Source organism: Methanococcus voltae, from assembly GCF_024807655.1.
Taxonomy (GTDB): domain Archaea; phylum AGJL01; class Methanococci; order Methanococcales; family Methanococcaceae; genus Methanococcus; species Methanococcus voltae_D.
The window spans coordinates 130,827-155,932 of sequence record NZ_JANUCR010000001.1 but is presented as its reverse complement, the minus strand read 5'-3'; the positions used below and the strand labels follow the sequence as shown (position 1 = coordinate 155,932).

Sequence of the window (25,106 nt, the reverse complement as noted above, 5' to 3'; positions counted from 1 at the left end):
TTATATTTTTCAGTATTTATACTATGCAATTATTATATAAATAATTAAACTAATTAATACCTAAATAGATATTATATAACAAATTATATAACAAATCGCTCATAACTAAATGGAAATTTAAAGGGATAATATGCAAAATTTTAACTATAAAGTCGGAATAATCTACCCCAATAAGTTTAAAGGGGGTATAGCTTGCCTTGCTACTCATGTTTTAAATGAAAATCTCCGCAAATATGATAATATTCATACGGGGGTCTATTTTATAGAAAATTACAACATTGTAAAGAATTCCGATGCAATAATAATAACATTACAATATGAAAATGATTATTTCAATGCAATAAGAATAATCAATGAATTAAAAAAGACTAATCCTAATGCTAAATTTATAGCAGGAGGTCCTTGTGCTATTGCTAATCCGATACCACTCTTATATTTCTTTGATTATTTTGTAATCGGGGAGATTGAAGGTAGTGATGTAATGTACGACCTCATTACATTAAACAATGATGATTTAAAAGATAAATATTATTCAAAAGAGCAAAAGTCTGGCATACTGATTTCTTCCGATATTATAGACCTTTTTGAACATTCAAAATTATATGCCAATACAAATGGTAAGAATAATAATAGTAATAGTAATAATAATAATAATAATAATAATAATAATACCAACGATAACGAAATTTTAGACGAAGAATATTATATTGAATTATCCCGAATCATTGATAAAATAAAAAAAGAAAATACTATAAAGAGAATTTATCCCAAAAAATTAGGTTTAGATGATTATCCTATTGAACAAATAACACATAAAGATGGAGCTTATGGAAAAGCCTTTTTACTTGAAATAGGCAGGGGTTGCCCACGAAGATGTAAGTTTTGTATGGCAAAATGTATATATCACCCGCCAAGGTATAGAAAACTCGATGATTTGAAATATTTAATCGACGAAGGGTTAAAACAGACTGACGCTGATAAGGTAGCTCTCATAGCACCCTCAGTAAGCGATTATAAACACGTTTTAGAATTATGTCAATATATAAAAGATAAAGATGTTAAAATTTCACCTTCATCTCTTAGGGCAGATACGCTTACAGATGAATTACTCGAAATTTTACAATTAAAATCCCTTACAATCGCCCCCGAAGCAGGTAGTCAGCGTATGAGGGATACGATATGTAAAGACGTCAGTAAAGAGGATATTTTAAATGCAGTGGATATTTCCAAGAAGTTTGGAATTAATACTGTAAAATTATATTATATGGTAGGTTTTAAGGGCGAAACAAAAGAAGATATTGAGGATATTATCAATTTAACAAAGGAGATTAAAGAAAAAGTCCGTAAAGTGGATGTAAGTATAAATCCAATGATTCCAAAGCCTCATACACCTTTTGAGTCCCATCCTTTTGATATAGGTGGCAAAAAGAAGATAAAAACCATTGAAAAGGAACTTAAAAAATATAAGGTAAGTGTGGATTATGAGAATTTTAATTCAATGATTGCACAAACTATATTGTGTAGGGGCGATTTTGAGATTTCGGAAGCTTTAAAATCTGTAAATAATGTTAATGAACTTATAAAAGCAGTAGACAAGGATGTATACCTTTGTGAATATGATGAAGAAGAAATGCCTTGGAAATTTATTCAAATAAACTAATAAGTAATATGAATACAAATTTCTTTTTTACTTTTTTAAAATAAAATAATAATAGTAATAATAATAATAATAATAATAGTAATAATAATAATAATAATAATAATAATAATATTAAATTCAATTTAAAAATTTAAAAAATCATCTATTTTTGAAACTAATTGCTTTGAGAACTCTTGTAATATAAGGTCTGCTTCTTTAGACAACGTACTGCCAAATTCCAAATTATAAGGCTCAAATCCGACTATTGAAACGTCTGTATCAATATTTGATTTAATATACTTAATTAATATAGACAAGGGTAATGCGTGAGTAGAAAAACCAACTGTTGCGAGTTGATTTTCATAAACGAGGTCAACTGTTCCAAATTCTTTGTGCATCAATGCAGCATCTACAATAATTATTTTAGAAGGATTTTCATTCTTAATTAAATCGGTAAAGTTTTCAGGAACTACTCCAGAATCTAAGAGTACTAACTTATCATTGACGTTGAATACTTCGATATAGTCGTTTTCAGATATATTTTCGTTATCGATATCACTTGAAAATTTATCTTGCAATTGCAATTTTTTAGTATAATACCGTCTTAAAAATCTTACTACTTCCACCCCGAAACCATCGTCCCCTTTTAAATCGTTTCCTACGCCCATAACCAATAATTTATCATTTTTAACATTTTCAAATATCTTTGAAATTAATTCTTCATAATTACGATTGCATAAATTATGTTTTACATCACTACCCATATTAGCACCAAAGCCCAAATTATATAGTCTTATTGTTTAAATTTAATAATCAGCTATTTAATTATCTATTTGTATTATTATAATACATAATATATATTATAAATTGATTTGAAGTTAAAAATGGGGTACTATGGTAGAAGAGGATTTAATTATTAGAACTGCAAATATCAATGATATAAGCCAAATTATGAACTTAGAAATTAAAAGTTTCGATAAAGGTGTTCGAGAAACAGAAATTACATATTCTAACCGATTAGATGTTTTTAAAGATGGTTTTTTAGTACTTGAGCATAATAATAGTAATAATAGTAATAATAGTAATAATATTAATAATAATGAAAATAAAGATGAAAAAAATATAATTGGATTTATAACGTCTGAATTATGGGAAAATGTTAAAGAAAATACCGAATATTGCCAAAAATTTAATTTAAATCATAATATAAACAAATTTCATAACGATAATGGAAAAGAACTATATATTTCGTCCATTGCAATTTCAAAAAATCATCAACATAAAGGCTATGGAAATTTATTATTTAATACATTAATAGATAATATGATTTCAAAATATAATATAAAGTCCATTATACTGATAGTTTCAGAAAACTGGACTAATGCAATAAAATTATATACTCACAACGGATTTAAGGAAATTTATCGAATAAATGAGTTTTTTAACTGTAATAAAGGCAAATTTGACGGAATAATTATGAAAAAAGAATTATATAGTAAATAAAAATAATAAATAAAAATAATAAATAAAAAAATTGATTTTTTAGTAATTTAGTAATATATTGGTCTATTTCCTACGAGGTAATCGCTTATCTTTACTATTAACGTATTCACTTTCCCCTGGAGGTAGTGTACTAAATATATCTTCGTCTATTAGTTCATAATCCTTAAATTCACCTAAAAGCTGTTTTACTAAATTACTCTTTTTAAGTTTTCCAGGTTTAATTAACTCATATTTTTCGAATGAATTTTCAAGTGTTTTTAATGGGGCTGTGGTAATTCTCTTTTCACCGTCATATTCAACAATTCCCACCCCTAAATCTAACGGTGCACTCCTTATAAAGTTTCTTTTACCCCTTATCACGAAAGCACCTTTTTTAAGGAATTCTCCACTTTCTGCAGTCTTTGAAATTTGTTCTGGCAATACCCAATAAACATCTGCACTACCTAAGCCCAATTTCCAAGCTTTAGAGTGAGAAACTGCAAATTTAGCCACTTCCAATAATGTTTCTTCACTTGGCGTTTCTTCGGAGGTATTTTTAATAACTGTAAATGGTGCACCCTCCATTAACGTGTGGAATACGACATCATTCTTTTCTAAATATTTTTTCACGATAATTTCATTTGTAGTTGCATCTTTACCCGCAATAATCAAATAATTATCTATAATAGTCCATTTTAATTTTTCATACCATTTTAGTACTCTTCTCTCTTTTTTCTTGATATTTTGTTGTTTTTGTTTCAAAAGCTCAGCATCAAGCTCTGTTTGTTGTCTTATTTTTTCCAATTTCTTTTGAGATATTTCTAAAGCTACAATTACCCCACTTACTTTATTTTTAAATTTCTTTGCCTTTGTATAATAACTATTAGCATTTTCAAAAGCGGATTCTCTTATGTCTATAGCTACATTTCCTTTTATCGTACCCAATTCTCCACCATATTCCGCAATTAACTTTAAATTTAATTCTGCGTTCTTTTCGTTGATACTTTCAATTTTACTGAGTATTGGGTTATCTTTATTTTCTGAAACAATTTTCTTAATTTGCTTCCATTCCATTTTTTCACGAGCTGAGCGGATTGTATTTATAATTTCGTCAATTTCTGTGAAATTTGCATATATTAAATCGCCTTTTTGATGATTTTTAGCGGATTGCTTTTCATATTTAGCTTTTGTTTCAATTTGGCTGTTTACGATTCTCTCTTGCTTTCTTATAAGCTTATCGAGTTTTGTTTCTTCCTTTTTAATATCTTTTTGAAGTATAAACTGTGAAAAATACTCATCTAACGCATTTAAGTAATTTTCATAATATTTTTTATATATATTTAAATTTTCTGTTTCTTTTTCTTTTAAATTGCTTTCTTCATATCTAATTAATTCAATAGGGCTTACGTCAATTATCTTTTTAGCATTGTCTTTTACTTCTTTTTCCGTTTTTTCTTCTACAATTATTGCATAAGGTTTTGAATTAGTTAGTAAGTCGAAGAATTCTTTTATACCTTCGTATAATTGCTCTGTTTGTTCTTCATTTATATTTTTTAAATTTTTATCCATATTTGCTATTTTACAAATTTCTTCTGCATAAACGCCCGCTAAACCAAAAATTCTTGATATAATCCTTACCATTTCTAAATCTTTAAATTCATCTTTTTGTAATTCATCTTTAAAGATTTTTTTAGCAACTTCATACTCTAAATTAGCAGGTTCCAAGTCCCTTTGAGCGGGGAATTTGTATTCTTCTTTTGGTATTAATTTACGGTCGCTAAAACGTTCATTACGTAAAGGCATAACGATTTTATTTTCTTTATCTAATAATATTACATTTCCATCTTTAAATAATTCTATAATGAGCGTATATTTTAATTCATTCCATTCGAAAGTTATTTTAACAATTCTATCAAAATTATGCTGCTCAATTTTGGTAATTTTTATATTTCTCAAATTTTTTCTTAACAACATTACAAAGGAATGGGGATTCTTTGGTTTTTGACGGTCATACTCAGTTTTTGTGATGTATTTGTACTTTCCAACACCGATTACTATTTCTTGAGTTCCCATTTCCGTATTATGGACTTTTAAAATTAATTCTCTACCATCTTGGTTATTTACTAAAAAAGCCTTATCAAATTTAGCATTTATCAAGTTTTGGAGCTCTTTGACGGCCACACATATATCTATGTTTGTCATTTCCTTTTTTTCTGTTTTGACATCATTTAATAAATTTGAATTAACTTGCATTATCTCACCTTCGATATTCGATAATTTGATTTTTATAGGATGAAAATCTATAATATCGATAATAATTATATATTATAAATATATAAACATATAATCTTGTACTTAAAATGTATTTTAAGATACTTTTAAGATAATTTTAAAAGAATTTTATGATAAATTAATTTTAACCCATTATAATAACTATGTACAATTATTGAGGGAAATTATGCCGAATGAAATTGAAAACAAACTTATAGAAATTTTAAATGAAAAAGTAAAAAATTTAACAGGCGAAGAAATCGAAATAAGATTGGATGAACCGCCTTCCATAAATATGGGGGATTATTCAACTAACATATGTTTCAGATTAGCTAAACCACTTCGAAAAGCTCCAAAAATGATTGCTGAAGACATTGTATCACAATTAATTGAAGAAAATGACTTAAAAGCTTTAAAAATTGAAAAAATAGAAGCTTTAAATGGATATATAAATTTCTTTGTAGATTATAATGAATTTTCTAAAGAAGTTTTATCAAATATTGCCGATGAAAAAGAATCTTTTGGTAAATTGGAAACTAAAAACGAAAAAGTTATACTTGAACACACTTCTGCAAACCCTAATGGTCCTTTCCATATTGGACACGGTCGAAATATGGTTATAGGGGACAGTTTAAAGAGAATATTAATAAATGCAGGTTATGACGTTGAAACACAATATTATGTAAATGATATGGGTAGACAAGAAGCTATCGTGGTTTATGGTCTTGATAAATTTAATTTAAATGAAAATAAGAAGCAAGACCACGGAATTGGGGAAGTTTACGTTGAAACAAATAAATTACTGAATGAAAATGAAGATTTAAATCAAGAAATACTTGATTTAATGAGAAACTACGAAAGTGATTGTGAAATCTTCGAAAAAGAAGGTAAAGAATCTGAAATAATGGGTAAATTTGAAAAAGCTGTAAATTATACCCTCGATGGATTTAAACAGACTTTAGGAAATTTAAATATTTATCACGATAAATTCGTATGGGAAAGTAGTTTCGTTAAAAATGGCGATGTAAAAAGCTTAATAGCAAGATTAAAAGAAACCGGAAAAGTAGTTAAAGATGAAGTTTACAGATTGGACTTATCAGACTATGGAATCGAGAAAAAAATGGTTCTTGCAAGATTAAACGGTACAAGTTTGTACTCTACAAGAGATATTGCTTACCACATTGCTAAAATGGAAAACTGTGACAAAGCAGTTAACTTGCTTGGTGCAGACCACAAATTAACTGCCATTATGGTAAATAAAACCCTTGACTTATTGGGATACAATGAAGCAGACATCGTATTTTACGAATTTATATCATTACCAGAAGGTTCTATGAGTACCAGAAGAGGAACATTTATCAGTATGGACGAATTGCTTGAAGAAGCGAAAGTTAGGGCAAAATCTGAAATTATTAAAAGAAATGTAGCTACTGACGAAGCTGAAATCGAAGAAATAGCGAATAAAATAGCAGTGGGTGCGGTAAGATACAACATTGTTAGAATTTCCCCCGAAAAACCTATGATATTTAGATGGGACGAAGCTCTCGACTTTGAAAAAGTTGGATGTCCTGTTATACAGTATGCACATGCCCGCTGTTGTAGAATTCTTGAAAATGTTTCAAATTCGGATAATTTAGATGTTTTGACTAATATGGACAATATAAATAATTTAGAATCTGAATTTAACTATGAAATGAATGATAGCGAAAAAGTTCTCGTAAGAATGATATCTAAACTTCCAGAAATTATTGAAAAATCCGCAGAAGTTAGAAAACCTCAAATATTAGCGAACTACGTTCTTGATGTAGCTCAATCATTTAATAAATTCTATGGCAATTGTCCGATATTAAAAGAATCAGAAAATATTAAGAATTCAAGGATTAAAATCGTTAATGCCACTAAAATTGTGATTGAAAACTCATTGGAGCTTTTAGGTATTGAAGTTCCGGGTAAAATGTAATAAAATATTTTAATTAACATATTTTAATTAACATATTTTAAAATAATATCATCTAAATTAAGATATTTTATTGTTTAATATTATTCTTTTTCTTTTTTTCTATTTTTTTCTATTTTATTTTATTTATCAATGTATTTTTATTTCATTGGATTATTGTTAAATTAATAAATTATTAAATTATTTAATAATTATTCATAAAACTTAATATAGTAGGATAAAGTAATATAGATTATTTTATAACCTATTTAAAAAAGTACTAATAATTATAAAAAATGGTATTTAATAACGTAATACTCAAAATACAAAAATATTTATAATGTATCTAATCATGATTATTATATTATTTATATACTTTAAACAATAATTTATATCAAGTACTAAATATTTGAAAAATATGTATGATTATTGATTATGAAATATAATTTAAATTAATAAATCGTATGAATCTATATTTATATATTATTTATATAAAATTTACATAAACTTATCAATTTATTCAAATAATTTAAAATAAAGGTGAATTAATGTTTTCAACCAAATTTAACACTACAGATGATTTACCTGAGCCATCACCTAACTTAATAAATCAAGTTATCGGACAAGATGAGGCCGTAGAAATTGTATTGAATGCCGTAAAAAATAAGAGACACGCATTACTTTTGGGAGACCCTGGTGTCGGTAAATCAATGATGGTTAAAGCATTTGGTGAATTATTGGAAAATTCTGGACATTTTACTCCATACACCATAATTTCAAAACCAAACTTAAAAAACACCGAAAAACCAATGGTTGAGCTTTTAGAAGGTAATGTAATAGAAAGAATTATGCCTGAGGAAAAACCAAAGGTTATGAGACAACCTCCAAGTATGCTAACACTTGTTTTAATAATGCTTGGTTTTATCTTAGTGACTCAATTTTTACTGAAAGGAGTCCCTGAAACTCAAATGTTGGGTATAGTAGCGACTACAACTATTGTGGGTACTTTAATAGCTTTTATAATATTATTCCTCGCAATATTTGGCGCTACAAAAGCATCCATGCCTAATTCAATAAGTCCTGCAGATTTAAAACCTATGGTATTATACGAATGTCCAAAAAGACCATTAGTTAGAGCAAGTGCTTATAACACTACAAAATTACTTGGGGACATAAAACACTGTCCTTTGGGTGGTAAACCTCCAATTGGAACCCCGCCTCATAAAAGGGTAATATTAGGAGCTATTCACGAAGCACACAAGGGTATACTTTACGTAGATGAAATTAAGACAATGCCTTTAGACGTTCAGGATTACATATTAACAGCAATTCAGGACAAAAAACTTGCGATAAGTGGTAGAAACCCTAATTCTAGTGGTGCATCTGTAGAAACAAACCCCATCCCGTGTGATTTTACATTAATTATGTCGGGAAATATGGACGATGTTTCAAATTTAAGGGCTCCATTAATGGACAGAATTGATTATAAAGTAGTTTTGAAGAACAAAATGGATAATAGTCTCGAAAATAGGGATAAATTATTACAATTTATTGTACAGGAAATCAAGAATAATAATTTAAATCCTATGACTTATGAAGCTTGCTGTGAATTAGTTAAATTAGCACAATTACTATCAGGTTCTAAAAATAAGCTTACTTTAAGACTTAGAAGATTGTCTAACATCATAAAAATGGCAAATGATATAGCAACCGGTAAAGAATTAAGTGAAAGTTTAAATGAATTCACTAAAAATGGAACACTTGATTTAGACGATACTTTTGATTCAGACTCTGAATTAATTATCGAGCAGTTAAGTCAAGGAGATAAAGACGCTGGAAAACTTAAGAATGTGGTTAGTAAAATAAAAGGTAAGGCAACTAAATCCACTAAAAAATCCGGCAAAAGTGTAGATGAATTAAAAATCGAATTAAGGGCAAGAATATCCGATTTAAATAAATTAGATACTTCAAAAGTTAAAAAGCCTATTGAATTATCGGATGTTAAAAGAGTTCTCGACACGGGTATATACAGTATGCAAAAACAAGTTGCAATGGATTATCTTGAAAACTTTAAGGAATACAAAAATATACACCCTAATGGAGAGCCTACGGTTGGTGTAATCCACGGTTTAGCAGTTCTCGGTGGTGAAGGATTGGGCGACGTTACAAGGATTATTACAAAAGTATTAAATGCTAAAAACCCTAAAACAAGCCTTCTTAACATAACTGGAGATATTGCAAAGCACAGCATAACTTTAGCATCAGCTCTATCTAAAAAATTAGTTTCAGACGGTACTTTACCATTGAAAGGAAAAGATGGTGAAACAGATTTATCTGAAAAAGAGATATACATACAATTTAGCCAATCTTACTCAAAAATAGATGGGGACTCTGCAACTGCTGCAGTGTGTTTAAGCATCATTTCATCATTAATGAACATACCTATAAAGCAAGATTTCTGTATAACTGGAAGTTTGGACTTGAATGGTGATATGTTAGCCATTGGTGGCGTAAATGAAAAAATAGGGGCTGCAAGGGAATACCAATTCAAAAGAGTAATTGTACCATTCTCTAATTACAAAGACGTAATTAATGTAGAAGGTATCGAAGTAATACCTGTCAAAACACTTGACGAATTAATACCTTTAGTATTTGAAATTTAATATATTTAATACATTTACTACTTTTTAATATTAATTCCAATTTTGATTTTTTAACATAATCTTTTAAACTTATTTTTAAAATATTACTTTTTTAAATGGATTATATTCTGTATCATATTTTCAAAATTTCAAAATTTCAAAAGATTATAAATATTAAAATGACATTAGTAAATATATAATTACATATAAGGATGTGGAAACATGGATAATTCAAATTCAAATTATAAAACAGAAGGCATATCTTGGTCTTGTAGATTTTGTGGAGGTTGTTGCGATAGCCCTTCCGTGACTAAAAAAGATATCGCAAATATTTCAGGTTTTTTAAAAATTCCATTTGAGGAAGTAGTTTCAAAATATTTAAAAAGTTTCAATGGAAAAACTGGTGTTTTAAAAACTTCAAAAACAAAATGTATCTTTTTAGGCGAAGATAGAAAATGTAAAATTTACAAAGTAAGACCTATAATCTGTAGATTAAGACCTTATTCTATCCAGCTTATGGGAAAAAAGCCAACTGGAAGTAAAAGAAACAAGAAAAATTCTGCAGAATTAAAATTAACTTACGACCCTTGGTTCCTTGAAAATTGTAAAGGAATGTTTTTAGGAGATTTACCGCCTGAAGAAGAATATTTTAGACACGCAATAACTGTATATAAATATTTGGGTGAAGAAAAATCAACGCCTGAAGAACTCTTTGAAAAAGCTAAAAAAAGATTGTCTAATAAATAATATTTTTATATACTAATAATAATAATAAAAATAATTACTTTTATATAATTTTTAAAGACTTAAAAATAATTGTTGCATATCATTTCGTAAAATATATTTTAAATTTTAGTGTAATACAACTTTAAAATTAAATTAAATTAAATTAAATAAAATAAATTATTCGTTTTTAATAGTCTCTAATTCGCTTACAATACTCCATATTTGAGTTCTTGTATGTGTCGGCATGTTTGGGTCTTCGCTGATATCATCTAAGTATTGGATTGCTGTAGCACTTCTTACGATAAATTCGTTTTCTTCATTGTTTAAAGCTTCTTTTGCATTGTCTGCAGCTGCTCTTATGTTTCTTGGTACAGTCGTATCTTCGATAATTTCTTTTAACATGTATGTAATATTTTTAATTTTATCTTCGGTACTTACTTCTTTAGCTGTGAACATAAATAGTCACCTCAACCGTGTTTAAATTAGATAAATTCATATATTTAAATTTATTTATAGCTATAACCCAATTAAATTTTAGTTACGGTTTATACACTGAATAAAATTTATTTATAACTATATGTAGTTATTTTATATATGGTTTACCCCTTATTTTTATCACAATATATTTTAAAACATTTATCTCCCAATTATAATTTTACTTTCAAGTATTAAATAAATTCACATCATTTTTATATTACTTATTAAATACATATATTATATTATTTATATAAAAAACAAAATTTAGAGTTAATTTTTTGGGCAAAGTATGGAGAATATTGGAACAATTTAAATTTAAATTTAAATAATAAAATAATAAAATAATAAAATAGTTTATTAAATTTACAAATTGAATATACAACATTTTACTTGGGAGATTATGAGAGACAGTGATTTTAACATTATTCTTAAAGTGGGAAGTTTATTCTGTTTTATGCTTATGGTATACATAATGTTGCCGTTTATAGATGCAATTTCGTTTGGGATAGCTTTTGCATATATTACAAAACCTGCATATGATAGATTTAGGAGGAAATTTTCAAAATCAACCTCTGCAATATTGAGTATATTAGTGCTAACTATCCCCGTTCTTGCCACTATATTAATCATCGTGGAACAATTAATATTCTACTTGTTAAACTTGGATTTATCTACATTAAGCACTTCAGTATCGACTTTAATTTCTAAAATTTCGATATACAATATAAATTTATCAAATTATTGGACACCAATTTCTTCAGACTTATTTAAATTTTTAGAAGGTATTCTAAATGGATTATTAGGTCAATTATCTGTAGTGCCATTATTAATGATAAAAGTATTAATCATCCTGTTTATGACATATTATTTCTTAAAAGATGGTCATAAATTATTAAACGCAACTTTGATACATATTCCCGAATGTTATCAGGCACACGTAAAGATATTTGCACAAAAATTAAATGATTCTTATAAAAATATGTTTACAGGTACTGCATTAACTTCTTTAATTGCTATGGTGATTGCAATTATCGGTTATCAATTGTTAGGGATTCCAAATGCTTTAGCGTTAGGTGTTTTAACTGGAATATGTGTTTTATTGCCTGTAGTAGGAGGTTGGGGTATTTATATGCCTTTGGCAATCTATTATTTACTTCAAGGCGAGATATTGTATGCTTTAACAATATATATGTTTGGTACCATATTCTTGTCATTTATATTGGATTTCTACATACGTCCAAAGGTTGTAAAATCAGGCGGAAATGTGCACCCCGTAATGACTTTAACGGCTTTCTTAATCGCTCCTTTAACATTGGGAATTGCAGGATTTGCTTTAGGTCCGATAATCGTAGGTGCTTTTGATTCATTATATGGCTTAAAAGATGGGGAAATTTCACTTATAAATTTAAGACAAAATTGTGAATTATCTTCAATAGCTCAGTTAGGTAATGAAGATGAAGACGAAGGCAAAGAAGATGATTAATCGTCAATAATTATACTTAAAATTTAAAATAGTATTTTATTTTTATATTATTTTATATTATTTTATATTATTTTATATTATTTTATATTATTTTATATTATTTTTCAACCTATTTACTTATTTTATCATATTGTGGATAATGTAATTCATCTGGGCAAGTTCTTCTACAACTTCAGTTTTTAAGTATGCTTCAAAAATGGTTTCCCCAACTGTGACTAAACCATGATTTTTTAAAACAATGGCACTTTCTTCGCTACCTGAAACAGCTTCAGCTAATTCCATACTGCCACAAGGGTAATAATCAATATAATCGATTTTACGAATAAATAACTGTCCTTCTGGCGTTATAAGCTTTATTTCTTTATCGATATTTGAAAAAGCTGTACAATACATACAATGAGTATGCACAATCGCATTTACGTCTTTTCTATTTTTGTAAATTTTTAAGTGCATATTTAATTCAGAAGTAGGTTTTCCTTTTAATATATCCCCATCCATATCAACAATACATATCTTTTCTTTTTCCATAAAACCTAATATATGACCTGTAGGGGTTATAAAAACTAAGTTTCCAACTTTAATACTTACATTACCGCCTGAGCCAACAACATACTTTCTTTCGTAAAGTTTTTTGCACACGTCGACAAATTCAGCTAATATATGGTCCATTTTATTATCTAATTCATCTAATTCTACGTTATCAATTTTTTCCATCTGTTCACCAAAATTTGATATGCCTATCTAATGTTATTTTTAAATTATGGAATAATTAAATTAGTATGTCAAATTATAGTTTGTTTATAATTAATCAGTCATAATTACATTTAAAAAATATATGTATTTGTGGTATTTATATAATTTAGCATTCAAAAAAATGTTATACTCCAAAATTAATAATAAAAATAAAAATAATAATAAAAATAATAATAAAAATAACAATAAAAATAATAATATTTAAAATTATAAAATGACGTTAATTATGAGGTAAATAATTAATTTAATCCATTTTATAACGATTTTCATTAAATTTTGCGTTTTTGTAAGTTTTATGGATATGATTTAGCATAAAAAATGCAATTCCCAATAATATTAATCCAATGATTAAATTTGCAGGGTCGTGATTTACAACGTTTTCTACAACTGGTGTAGATTTTGCAGTCATTAAATTAACGGAGTCATATGTAGCTTCCCCATAAAACCCAGTACCCGTTCTTGCAACAATTGGTGTAATAACACTACCTTTTCCATACATAAATAAGCTGTAAAATCCGCTTACAAACGCTACGATTGATAATGGGAACAATACGATGGTTTTTTCAAACTGGCTATTTATTATGAGTTTTCCTTTACTTGTCATTCCGTAATAAATCCATTTATGCCCATCATCGTGTTTTTCTACGAGTCCCCCATCAAGCATAATTGATAAGTGTTCGTGAACCGTTGATTTTGATAAATTAAGAGCTTTAGATAATTCTGTGACAGTATATCGTTTTTGATTCAGTTTTTTCAATATTTTAACTCTTGAACGGGCAGAAAGGGCTTTTATAACTTTTTTATCTATTTCAATCTGCATATTATCCCTTTTAATAATTCCTTAATATAATTTTTAATGTTTTAGTTTTAATTAGTTTAGTTTTTACTATTTAAAATACTTTTAAAATTGTTCGGTCAAATTGAATATATGAATTGAATATATAAAATCAAGATGTATAATTATATTAAGTATTCCTATATATTATGATATATAGTAAATTATATTTGTAAAAACTATCTAATTATAATCATTTAATTTAAATAGTTGCTTTGAATTTAGGGATTTCAAAGAATAGACTATCAATCTAAAGAACTGCACACAGGGATATAATGAAAAATATACTAATCGATGCGTCATCAAAAACCTACGAAACTATAGAAGGTACTTATTTGCCACTGGATTGGGGTATGAAACTCCACAATGATTATCAAACTTATAAAGAAGATATATACAGCGATAATAATATATTTTGCTTTGGAAAAGGTGTTTTACCGATTATTGGGGGGCATCGGTTAATATTTTCTTTTAGGTCACCAATGTGGAAAGGTTTCCATTTTTCAGCAATGGGCGGAGCAGGATATACTTTACAAAATACTGGTTTGGACAATATCGCAATTAAAGGAAGATGCAAAAAACCAAGTCTTATAATTTTAAATGGAAATGGTAGTTTTAGCTTAGAATTCAAAGAAATCGAAGAATTCGAACAAGGGAAGTTTAAAAGTGTTTATGAATTAAATGATTATTTAATAAGCGAATATAAACACATCGATGAAAATTTTAGGGCATTTTTAGTAGGTCCAAGTGCAATAACAACAGATATAGCTGGAATATATTCTCAAACCATAAAAAATGGTGCAATTGTTGAAGGTTCTGAGGATTGGGCAGCAAGAGGGGGGTGTGGTTCAGCACTCTACCGGTGCCACAACGTTGTAGGTGTTGTATTTTTCGGAGATAATTATAAAAAGGACATAGAAAAAGAAATAAAACTTAAAAAAATCGTAGAAAAGTGCCATAATAAACCATACATCAATGCAGTACTTTCAAATACTGAAAAATACCGATACAGCAAAAAGACTGAAACAGGCGGGACTTTTGGAAATAATTACAAAACTGCAATGGATTTAACCCCTATATTCAATTGGAGAACGCCATTTATAAAAAAAGAAGATAGATTATATTTCCACGATAAAATATTAAAGTATTTTGTGGCTCAATTTGATAAAGAAGCCATAATCCCTAAAAATTGGACAAATTGCGGAGAACCCTGTCCTGTAGCTTGTAAGAAATATCGAAAAGGAATGCACGTAGATTATGAGCCTTATGAAGCAAATGGTCCGTGTTTGGGTATTTTTGATATTTATGCAGTTGATAAGGTTGTGCACGCTGTGGATAGTTTAGGAATGGATGCAATAGAATTCGGAAACTTGTGTGCGTGGGTTTTTGAGCTTTTAAACGTAGGACTCTTAAAACCTGAAGAAGTTGGTATACAATTGCCTTATTTTGACGTAGAAAATTACGATACTGACGAAAATATCTTAAAATGTTCAAATCATAATGCAGAACAAGCAATCGCTCTTGCAAACTTAATAGTTTATGGCATACTCGATAAATCTACTTTAAAGGTTGAAAATCCAAATATTAAAAAAATTGAACAATTGATTAAATTGTTAAGAAAAGATACGAGATATGCTGCAAATGAATTAAATGAAATATATAATGAAAGATTATATAATTTAAATAATTCAGATTGCAATTTAAAAGTTGAAAAATTTATAAAATATAAATCAAACTGTTTGAAAAACCCTGAACCTTTAAATTTCAATGATTTTGCGGTTTATGTGGCTTTTGGACACAATGGACAAATTTCTCCAACTATGTACTGGGCAATAGGTAATTATATGCCTTATCTAATACAAGGCAAATATCTTACTTATTACCAAAACGGGGTATTTTTAGAGCCCGAAGAATTGGCTACATTAAGTGTCAAAGGTGCTACTGAAGAGATATCTCTCGAAAACTTAGGCATTTGTCGATTCCATAGAAAATGGATATTGCCAGTTTTAGATGAATTACTTGCAGAAGTCTTTAAAGAAGAATCTAAAAATAATAAAGAGAATGAAGATACTGAAAACGATGTTAATTACTATTTATCAAATAATATACACAAAGTTAGCTTAATTTTGCTTAATAAGATTTATGAGTATGATTTAAAGGTGGGTTATCCCCACGTTATTGAAAGTCACCGGGTAAAAGAATTAATAGCTTGTGGAGCAAAAGACTTTGGAAATGAAAAATGGGCTAAGAAATTTGAAGAAGAGGGCGATAAAGCTTTAGACGAATATGTATCAAGAGTTTTAAAAAAATACAGTGAATTATTAAATATATCTTGGAAATTATAGTTTTGCAATGGCATTAATTACCATATTAATTAATAATTTTATTACTTTATTTAAATAAGTATTATTTAAGTATTACATATTTAAAATTATTAATATTCTATCTGATATTTTAATTGCAAATTATTTTTTTGATATACTAAATTTAAATTTTGCAAAAAAATATCCTAACTTATCCATATATTTTTAAAATAAAGCATATTATTAAACTATTTTAGCATAATTTTGAGTATTTTTAATTTTTTTAATATCTATTAGATAATAAAATGATTTAAACCGTTATTAGTTTATTTTTAACAATCTTAGATATTTAATTAATTAGATACCCCCATTTATATTTTTAAAGAGATATCAGTTTATATAATACCTAATAAAAACATAATTCGTTATATGTAGATTACCCCGGAGGTGACCATTGTGGCAGAACCTATAACAATTGCTCCTACAACAAGACATGAGGGGCATGCCAAACTCGTTTTAAATGTGGACGATGATGGAATTGTAACCAAAGCATTTTACCCAAATACCACTCCTGTGAGAGGATTTGAAACGATGCTCCAAGGAAAGCCTGCAGCATTTGGACCTATTGCAGTTATGAGAATATGTGGAATATGTCAAGCTACGCACGGTATAGCTTCCTGTGAAGCTATCGAAAACGCTATCGGTGCGGAAATCCCGCAAGATGGTATGATATTAAGAGAACTTTTAGGTTTAGGTAATAGGATGCATTCACACCCATTACACCATTTATTGATTGTGGATGACTTATTAAAACCTGAAGAAGCAGATACTTTGAGAATAGATGGTATCAAATTGATTCAAAAAATGAGAAAAGAGGGTCAATTAATCGTTGATATCGTTGGGGGAGAAGGTATCCACCCACCTAACTTATTAGTAGGTGGTATGAGAAATAATATCTCCGAAAGAGCTAAATCAAAATTGTACTATGCTTGTAGGGAATACCAAAAAGATGCAAGACAAATGTACGACGTTATAGAAATGTTAACTGAAAGATACTTGGATGAAATCGGAATCCCTGATTTGGGAAGACACGATTTACCATACCTCGCAACCGATACAACATTCGGTAATAGAGACAATTTAAAATTAGATGATATCGCAGAATTAACTGCTCAAAATTACTATGCTAATTATCCAGATATCGCACAAACTGCTACAAACCAAATCCCATTATACTTAGGAACACCTGCTGAGAGTGGACCAAGAGCAAGAATGGTTAAATTCGGTTCGTTCAGAACAGATGGCGGAGTAATGGATGTTAACCTTGCAAGAGCCTTAGAAAACTTAGGTGCTGCTGAAAGGTCATTACAATTATTAGATAATTTAGATATAAACGGTGCTACCAAAATTACACCAGAATTCAAAGATGGATTTGGTGTAGGTATACACGAAGCTCCAAGAGCTACTAACACACACATGGCAGAAATGGGTGCAGACGGTAGAATTAAAAACTACAGAATCATCGCAGCTTCAACATGGAATATGCCAGTAGTTGAAAAGGCTATCGAAGGGTACCACCACAAATATGCGGAAGTAATCATGAGAGCGTACGATATATGAGCTTCATGTGCAACGCACATCATCGTGAAAGATGAACAGACTAAAAAAGTAGTAGATTTAAGAAGATTCTAAGTATTATAAGGAACCGAAAGGACTTATAATATATTATTAGATTTAATACAAACTTAAAAACTTTTTAGAACTCATAAAAATCGTAAAACTCTATTAAATTAATATAGGATGTATATTATGAACAATGAAACAGAATTCGATTTAACCCCGTCATACTTGTTAAAAGAGACGTTAATTCTGGCTTGTGGAAATATATTATTTGCTGATGATGGATTTAGTGTTCATGTCATCGAAAAATTACAAGATTTACTATCTAATGAGGAAAAAGAGCGTATTGCACTTGTAGATGCAGGCGCTGGGGCACCTCAACAAGTACTTACTTTAATCGATGAAAATTCAAAGGTTAAAGAAATTATTGTGGTAGATGTAATTGATTACGGACTTGAACCAGGTACCATTAAAATACTTAAAAAGGAAGACCTTCCTAATCCAGAACATACAAAAGTAGATAGCCACGATTGGCCATTATCTACTACATTGAACAGAATTTGTACTGAAAATAATATAAAATACAAAGTTATTGGTTGTCAAGCAAAATATGTTTCAGAACCTGACGTTGTGTTGGAATTATGTGAAGAAGTTGAAAACGCTGTTGATGAAGCTGTAGATATGATATTAGCGGATATAAGGGGAAATTAAGTACATCCGTATTGTAAAAAATATATAAATGTTATTAAAATGTGTATTATTTAATAAATTGCTAATTACGCGAATATTAAATTAATTAGATATTAGATATTAGATATTGAATATTAATTAATATTAATCAAATTAGTGCCAATATTACTTAAGAAATTAATTTAACAATATTATCGATAATTATCGAATAAATATGTTAAATTGATAAATCACTGTTAATTAAAAAATAAGACCAAATGTTATTGTCTTAATAACTTATCAAAATGATGAGGGAGGAAATACAATGGTTAAAGTTGCCCACGTACAATTAAGCAGTTGCTGTGGATGCTTGGTATCCCTTACGGACACATACGAGAAGTTATTGGATGTATTAGGTGCTATAGACTTAGTATATTCACAAACTTTGGCAGATGTTAGGGAAGTACCTGACGATGTAGATATCATCTTATTGGAAGGTAGCGTTTGTATAAACGACCATCACGCATTAGAAACAGCACTCGCTTGTAGAAAAAAAGCTAAAATACTTGTAGCATTAGGTGCTTGTGCTGCAAGCGGAAACATTACAAGGTTTTCAAGAGGCGGACAAATGTCAAAACCAGTTCACGACGCATTTGCTCCGTTAACTGAAGTTGTAAAGTGTGACCTTGCAATACCTGGATGTCCACCATCACCTGAAATTATCGTAGCTGTGATAACCGCTGCACTTGAAGGAGATATGGATTACTTAGAACCATTCGCAGAACTCGCTAAATACGGTAGTGAAGCTTGCGGTTGCGATTTAATCAACAAAGTAATTAACAAATCATTATGCATGGGATGTGGAGCTTGTGCAGCAGCTTGTCCAACAAGAGCTGTTACAATGGAGTGCGGAAGACCAGCAATCGACAAAGAAATTTGTATAAAATGCGGTACTTGTAGCGTACAATGTCCAAGAATAAGATTCCCTGAATTAATTGAAAAAATAGAGTAATTAAAATAGTTTAATACATTATTTATGTATTATTTATGTATTATTTAATCTATTAAACGATTAATTACTGAATTTTTCCTAATTAATACAAATATTTCAATTATTTCAATTTACAGCAGGATAATGAATTAAAACAGGTAAATTGAATTACTACAAAAAATAAAAAATAAAAAATTAAAAAATAGAATAAGTTGAAATATTATAATACTATAAAACAGAGGTGATTGGATGGACCCATTCGGCTCATACAAGTTTGCTATATCCGCAAGAGCTACTGATAAACAAATCCGTAAAAAATCACAAGACGGTGGTATTGTATCAGCAGCTTACATACACGGTTTAGAAAGTGGATTACTTGATGGAGTAATTGTTGCAGATAAAGGTGAAGATTTCTGTGCAGTACCTAAAGTAGCTACAACTGTTGACGAAGTTTTAAGTGCAGCAGGTACAAAATATACAACTTCACCAAACTTATCAGTATTGAAAAATGCTGTAAGAGAATACGGTTGCGATAAGGTAGGATTCGTAGGTACTCCTTGTCAAGTGCAATCAATCAGAAAAATGTTAAAATACCCAGTAGGATACAGACACGTACCTGATAAAATTGCTTTAGTAATGGGTATCTTCTGTATGGAAAACTTCCCATACAACGGTTTAAAAACCATTGTTGAGGAGCACTGTGGAATTAAAATGGAAGATGTTGCTAAAACAGATATCGGAAAAGGTAAATTCTGGGTATATTCAAAATGGGGCGATGTAAAAACTATTAAGTTAAAAGACACTCACCCATACGAACAACAATCTTGCCACGTATGTATGGATTACACAGCTGAACTTGCAGATATCTCAACAGGTTCAGTTGGTAGCCCAGACGGTTGGAGTACAATCTTTATAAGAACTGCAAACGGTGAAGCATACTATAAAGCTATGGAAGATGCGGGCGTTATTGAAATAAAGAACATTGACGATGTAAAACCAGGATTAGGATTAGTTGAAAAATTAGCTAACTCCAAAAAGGACAACAACGGTAAAGAGAGAGCACATAGGAAAGAAATAGGATTGCCATTACCTTACTAAATTCTATTTATTTTCTGCTGTTATTTACCTCTATTTTATTTTTTTTATAAATTAATGACGTTAATTATTTTGATTGTAATTTTATATTTTATTTTAAATATATTTGTTATTTGTTTCAAAATTTTGAAAAAATATTTATATAATGAAATAGTTTATTATATTGTAATTATTTATTAATTTTATTTATTGGGGTGATATCTACAAATATCGTATACAACCAATATACAACTACGGAATATGAAAAATATGTACTTAATATTACAGTGTACAGTAAATAGATTATATTTTGGCGATATTTTATGAATCAAATGGCAAAAAAATCATTAAACGTTGTAAAATCGGTTTCTAATCATTTTACGGAATATATTTCTGTTGAAGATTATGGCAATTTTTTATTAATTCGTGCAAATGAGGATAATATTGAATTATATACTAACAATACCAAAGATACTAAAAATAGACATAATAAACAGCAATAATAAAATAAAAATAATAGTATATTGAAGTGATAGTATGGCTTCACAAGAAGAAATTTTGACATTCATATCTTCTAATAACGGGGCAGTACCTTATAAACTTATTAAAAATGAATTTTCCCCTAATTATAATGGTTCCAGCTCTTTATCAAATCGTTTAAGGCAGTTGCATAAAAAGAAAATGATTTCAAAGGTGAGTGGTGCACATGGTGAAATCTTATACTTTATATGTGATTTAAAATTTTTTAAATTATAATTTTAACATAATCTTAACTATTTTTTTTACTTATTTTTTTTTACTTATTTTTTAAACAAGACATACATAAATCTTTATTAATTTGTTTAAACATAATACTTTATAATTACAACAAATGATACAATTAAATAAATCAAAAATTTGAAAATTTTATAATCAATATATTAGGTGTAATTATGTCAAGAACTCCAATCGCACAAAACAGGTTTTACCCACAAGATGCAAATGAATTAATCAGTTTACTCGAATATTTCTACACAAATCCCTTGGGAATCGGAGAATTACCTTTAAAAATTAATTCAAAAAAAGATTTGGAGAATTCCATTGGATTAATTTGTCCACACGCTGGTTATGAATATTCGGGAATTACTGCAAGCTATTCATATTATGAACTCTCAAAAAGGTTAGGTGATGAAACAACGATTATACTACTGGCACCAAACCACACCGGTATGGGCGCAAGGGTGGCGATTTCCAATGAAATATGGGAAACCCCACTGGGTGATATAAAGCCAGATTTAGAATTGATAGATGAGCTAATATCACACGATTTGTTTGAACTTGATGATATTGCACATTTGCAAGAGTATTCGGTAGAGGTTCAACTACCTTTTATAAAACATCTTGAATTATTGAACATATCGAAGTTTAAAATAGTTCCAATATGTTGCCAAAGTATGGAATATGATGATTATGTTAATATGGGTGCATCAATCTATGAATCTGCAACAAAATTAAATAAAAAAGTTGTAATAATTGCTTCGACTGATTTTTCACACTACGAGCCTCAAGAAACAACCATAAAAAAAGATGCAAAAGTAATCAAAAATATCCTCGAAATGGATGAAAAAGCAATTTATGAAGCTATATATGATAATAACGTAAGTATGTGCGGATACGGACAAGTAATAACTATGTTATGTGCTTTAAAATTGTTTGGTGCTGAAAGTGCTGAATTATTGAATTATATGACTTCGGGCGACTTAACACAAGAATATACTTCTGTTGTAGGTTATGGTTCGTTATTAATTGAATAATTAACCAAAAAAAGAATAAAAGAATAAAAAATTAATATTACTTTTTATATTTATTTTTAATTTATTTAATTTTCTGTAGCCAAATATTCTTTAATTAATTCAATAAGCTGTTTTTTATCTGGTTTTTCCTGTTCAAACATTATTTCATCGTTTATTGCAAGACCTGGTATATTTAAAACATCTTTAAATATTTCTTTCGGGTCTTCAACTTTTAAAACTTCTGTTTCATAATCCTTTAATTCAGCTTCTTTTAAATCACTAATTGCATCATTTAAATCTTTAAATAATTTATTGCAGGAAGCACATCCTAAACCATACACTTTAAAAACTAATTTCGAAGACATAATTTCACCTTTTAAGTTTTATATTATTTTTTAATTTTAATTTTAATTTTAATATTAATACTATTTCTATTAATATTTAGTATTTTTTTATTTAAATTATAGTTATGCAAATAATATATTAAACATGAGTCCTGTTAAAATTATTGCAACGCTCGTTATTCCGAAGAATGTTGCAATTAATTCTGGTTTAATAACTTTTTTCAATAGAATGGCTTCAGGCAATGAAAGAGCTGTCGTAGCCATCATAAAAGCTAAAGCCGTACCAATAGGAACGCCTTTACCAATTAATGCCTCAGCTATCGGTATTGTACCAAGAGCGTTGGAATAAATCGGTACTGCCACAATAGTAGCAACTATCAGTGCAAATGGGTTTTCCGGACCTAAAAGTTGTATTAAGTAGCTTTCAGGTGGTAAATAACCGTGAATAACTGCACCAATACCAATACCTATTATTAGGTATACCCAAACTCTTTTAATAATATCCATGGTATTTTGTTTAGCAAATTCTACCCTATTTTTAAACGTAAGTTCTTTTATTTTTGCAGGGCGTCTGCGTCTTATTTCATAAACATATTCTTCCACATACTTTTCCATTTTTAATTTACCAATTAATAATCCACCTAAAACACCTATTACAACCCCCGAAACGGTGTATAATAAAGCAACTTCCCAGCCAAAAGTCGCCAAAAGTATCGCAAAAGCAGCTTCATTTACAATTGGGGAGGTAATTAAGAATGAAAATGTGACTCCAAGAGGTATGCCTGCTTCAATAAATCCTATGAACAAAGGTATAGAAGAGCAAGAGCAAAACGGGGTTACAATGCCCAACAATGAAGCAAATATATTCCCTTGAACCCCCATATATTTTTCAAGTATTTTTTTAGTTCTTTCAGGTGGGAAATAGCTTCTAACATAAGATATTACAAATACCATTATCATCAAAAGAAGCAATATTTTTATAACATCTGCTATAAAAAACTGAACTGAACTCCCCACAGGGGATGATAAACTCATATTTAATAAATTTACAACCAAATAATTTGCAAATTCATCGATAAACTCTAACATTTTTTTCACTTTTTGATTTTAATTATTTTTTAATTTTAAATCGAGTATTTGATAGTTCAAAAGTGTATTTTTCACCGCAAACTTCACATTTTGGAAGTTCCACTTCTGAAGCCATACAAGGACAAACATCTACTTCAAATCTTAGCCTTTTTTTACATTTAGGACATATTAAGTTCCAAACTATCATAATATCACATTTTGAAGTTGAATATTATTTTTATGATTTAATAACATATATTTTACTGTACGTCATTATATTTAAATGTGTAGATATATCAATGAATTTAAATATATTTTTAAAATATTTAAATATATGGATATACTATATAATATATTAAAATAGTGCAAATTAATGTTTTATAAAATTAAAATTTTTGATATACCACTATTAAAGAGTACAATTTATTTAAAAGAGATAAAATAATTATAAATGAAATTATTAAATGTTAATTAATTATTTATTGCCATTTTAGATTCATCTACTACAACAACATCTCTAACAGCTGAAACAGTTCTGTATGGAATAAATACGCTTGGTTCTTTTTTGTAGATAGCACTCTGTTCCGATACTTCTACATTCAATGATACTAACCTGCCAGTTTTCTCATCGATTACTAAATCATTAACTACACCCACTATGCTACCGTGGTCGCCGACAATTGACCTACCACATAATGATTTAAAGGATAATTTCATTTAATCACCTAATGCCCAAAATTTTTGACGATAATCTATTAATATATAAAATTTATATACTTATTAAAAATTCATATTTTACAATTATTAATATATACGATATTTTTTGTAATTAATATGATTGTTATGTGTGGCAAATTTAAGATAATAATATTTATTATTTATATACTATATATACTTTATTTATATTCTGACAAATATCTTGAAAAATATGGTTATATTTCTATATAATCACAGTTATTACAGTATATTTGATATTTGTAAAACTAATTAAACGTAATACTCAACACCCTAATAGCAGTGT

At 28.5% G+C, this 25,106-nt stretch carries 23 protein-coding genes; 14 read left to right on the top strand and 9 right to left on the bottom strand.

The annotated features are described in order from the left end of the window. Positions 1-130 precede the first annotated feature (130 nt). A complete protein-coding gene (locus J3E06_RS00660) occupies positions 131-1,660 on the top strand; it encodes a B12-binding domain-containing radical SAM protein (RefSeq protein ID WP_013180388.1) in 1,530 nt (509 codons plus the stop codon). Between the two features lie 122 nt (positions 1,661-1,782). Here the strand turns inward: J3E06_RS00660 and hycI are convergent, their stop codons facing one another. Next, positions 1,783-2,403: a hydrogenase maturation peptidase HycI gene (gene hycI / locus J3E06_RS00655; protein ID WP_013180387.1), complete on the bottom strand. Its 621-nt coding sequence runs from the start codon at positions 2,401-2,403 to the stop codon at positions 1,783-1,785. Positions 2,404-2,533: 130 nt separating this feature from the next. Between hycI and J3E06_RS00650 the strand changes: the two genes are divergently transcribed. Further along, on the top strand, positions 2,534-3,142 hold the full coding sequence (locus tag J3E06_RS00650; protein WP_013180386.1) for a GNAT family N-acetyltransferase: 609 nt from the start codon (positions 2,534-2,536) through the stop codon (positions 3,140-3,142). Positions 3,143-3,205: 63 nt separating this feature from the next. Here the strand turns inward: J3E06_RS00650 and rqcH are convergent, their stop codons facing one another. After that, positions 3,206-5,374: a ribosome rescue protein RqcH gene (rqcH, locus tag J3E06_RS00645; protein ID WP_013180385.1), complete on the bottom strand. Its 2,169-nt coding sequence runs from the start codon at positions 5,372-5,374 to the stop codon at positions 3,206-3,208. A 205-nt stretch (positions 5,375-5,579) separates the two neighbouring features. Here rqcH and argS point away from each other — a divergent pair, with 205 nt between their 5' ends. The 3 genes from argS to J3E06_RS00630 all read left to right on the top strand — a co-directional run bounded on the left by argS (position 5,580) and on the right by J3E06_RS00630 (position 10,717). Further along, positions 5,580-7,352 (top strand): arginine--tRNA ligase, encoded by a 1,773-nt coding sequence (gene argS / locus J3E06_RS00640; RefSeq protein ID WP_013180384.1) that lies wholly within the window; start codon positions 5,580-5,582, stop codon positions 7,350-7,352. Positions 7,353-7,876: 524 nt separating this feature from the next. Then, positions 7,877-9,991 carry an ATP-dependent protease LonB gene (gene lonB, locus J3E06_RS00635; RefSeq protein WP_013180383.1) on the top strand — a complete coding sequence of 705 codons (2,115 nt, stop codon included), beginning with the start codon at positions 7,877-7,879 and terminating at the stop codon, positions 9,989-9,991. 201 nt (positions 9,992-10,192) lie between these two features. Continuing rightward, positions 10,193-10,717, top strand: a complete 525-nt coding sequence (locus J3E06_RS00630; RefSeq protein ID WP_013180382.1) for a YkgJ family cysteine cluster protein — start codon at positions 10,193-10,195, stop codon at positions 10,715-10,717. A gap of 156 nt (positions 10,718-10,873) precedes the next feature. On the opposite strand, the gene J3E06_RS00625 is transcribed toward J3E06_RS00630, so the two are convergent. After that, positions 10,874-11,152 carry a UPF0147 family protein gene (locus J3E06_RS00625; protein ID WP_013180381.1) on the bottom strand — a complete coding sequence of 93 codons (279 nt, stop codon included), beginning with the start codon at positions 11,150-11,152 and terminating at the stop codon, positions 10,874-10,876. Positions 11,153-11,573: 421 nt separating this feature from the next. Between J3E06_RS00625 and J3E06_RS00620 the strand changes: the two genes are divergently transcribed. Then, positions 11,574-12,656, top strand: a complete 1,083-nt coding sequence (locus J3E06_RS00620) for an AI-2E family transporter (protein WP_013180380.1) — start codon at positions 11,574-11,576, stop codon at positions 12,654-12,656. 117 nt (positions 12,657-12,773) lie between these two features. Here J3E06_RS00620 and fucA read toward each other — a convergent pair whose 3' ends face one another. Together fucA and J3E06_RS00610 are read right to left on the bottom strand one after the other, a co-directional pair. Further along, the gene (fucA, locus tag J3E06_RS00615) at positions 12,774-13,325 is read right to left on the bottom strand and encodes an L-fuculose phosphate aldolase (protein ID WP_013180379.1); all 552 of its coding nucleotides are present in this window, start codon (positions 13,323-13,325) and stop codon (positions 12,774-12,776) included. 328 nt (positions 13,326-13,653) lie between these two features. After that, positions 13,654-14,229, bottom strand: a complete 576-nt coding sequence (locus J3E06_RS00610) for a winged helix-turn-helix domain-containing protein (protein ID WP_013180378.1) — start codon at positions 14,227-14,229, stop codon at positions 13,654-13,656. Between the two features lie 290 nt (positions 14,230-14,519). Here J3E06_RS00610 and J3E06_RS00605 point away from each other — a divergent pair, with 290 nt between their 5' ends. From J3E06_RS00605 to amrB, 8 genes are all read left to right on the top strand, one after another. Continuing rightward, entirely contained in the window at positions 14,520-16,589 is a 2,070-nt protein-coding gene (locus J3E06_RS00605; protein WP_013180377.1) for an aldehyde ferredoxin oxidoreductase N-terminal domain-containing protein, read from the top strand. A 414-nt stretch (positions 16,590-17,003) separates the two neighbouring features. Beyond that, entirely contained in the window at positions 17,004-18,239 is a 1,236-nt protein-coding gene (frhA, locus tag J3E06_RS00600; RefSeq protein ID WP_013180376.1) for a coenzyme F420 hydrogenase subunit alpha, read from the top strand. A gap of 117 nt (positions 18,240-18,356) precedes the next feature. Further along, positions 18,357-18,878 carry a coenzyme F420-reducing hydrogenase, FrhD protein gene (frhD, locus tag J3E06_RS00595; protein WP_013180375.1) on the top strand — a complete coding sequence of 174 codons (522 nt, stop codon included), beginning with the start codon at positions 18,357-18,359 and terminating at the stop codon, positions 18,876-18,878. Between the two features lie 283 nt (positions 18,879-19,161). After that, positions 19,162-19,848 carry a coenzyme F420 hydrogenase subunit gamma gene (gene frhG, locus J3E06_RS00590; protein ID WP_013180374.1) on the top strand — a complete coding sequence of 229 codons (687 nt, stop codon included), beginning with the start codon at positions 19,162-19,164 and terminating at the stop codon, positions 19,846-19,848. Positions 19,849-20,076: 228 nt separating this feature from the next. Continuing rightward, complete coding sequence (frhB, locus tag J3E06_RS00585; protein ID WP_013180373.1) at positions 20,077-20,925, top strand: coenzyme F420 hydrogenase subunit beta; 849 nt, start codon at positions 20,077-20,079, stop codon at positions 20,923-20,925. Between the two features lie 299 nt (positions 20,926-21,224). Continuing rightward, complete coding sequence (locus J3E06_RS00580; protein ID WP_013180372.1) at positions 21,225-21,404, top strand: hypothetical protein; 180 nt, start codon at positions 21,225-21,227, stop codon at positions 21,402-21,404. 34 nt (positions 21,405-21,438) lie between these two features. Beyond that, on the top strand, positions 21,439-21,657 hold the full coding sequence (locus J3E06_RS00575) for a hypothetical protein (RefSeq protein WP_013180371.1): 219 nt from the start codon (positions 21,439-21,441) through the stop codon (positions 21,655-21,657). A 176-nt stretch (positions 21,658-21,833) separates the two neighbouring features. Further along, the gene (gene amrB, locus J3E06_RS00570) at positions 21,834-22,694 is read left to right on the top strand and encodes an AmmeMemoRadiSam system protein B (protein WP_013180370.1); all 861 of its coding nucleotides are present in this window, start codon (positions 21,834-21,836) and stop codon (positions 22,692-22,694) included. Positions 22,695-22,759: 65 nt separating this feature from the next. Here amrB and J3E06_RS00565 read toward each other — a convergent pair whose 3' ends face one another. From J3E06_RS00565 to J3E06_RS00550, 4 genes are all read right to left on the bottom strand, one after another. Then, entirely contained in the window at positions 22,760-23,038 is a 279-nt protein-coding gene (locus J3E06_RS00565; protein WP_013180369.1) for a thioredoxin family protein, read from the bottom strand. Between the two features lie 102 nt (positions 23,039-23,140). Then, positions 23,141-24,106 carry a permease gene (locus J3E06_RS00560; protein ID WP_013180368.1) on the bottom strand — a complete coding sequence of 322 codons (966 nt, stop codon included), beginning with the start codon at positions 24,104-24,106 and terminating at the stop codon, positions 23,141-23,143. Positions 24,107-24,128: 22 nt separating this feature from the next. Then, positions 24,129-24,293, bottom strand: coding sequence for a hypothetical protein (locus J3E06_RS00555; protein WP_013180367.1), 165 nt, complete (start codon positions 24,291-24,293; stop codon positions 24,129-24,131). A gap of 263 nt (positions 24,294-24,556) precedes the next feature. After that, entirely contained in the window at positions 24,557-24,802 is a 246-nt protein-coding gene (locus J3E06_RS00550) for a PRC-barrel domain-containing protein (RefSeq protein WP_013180366.1), read from the bottom strand. Positions 24,803-25,106: the final 304 nt, after the last annotated feature.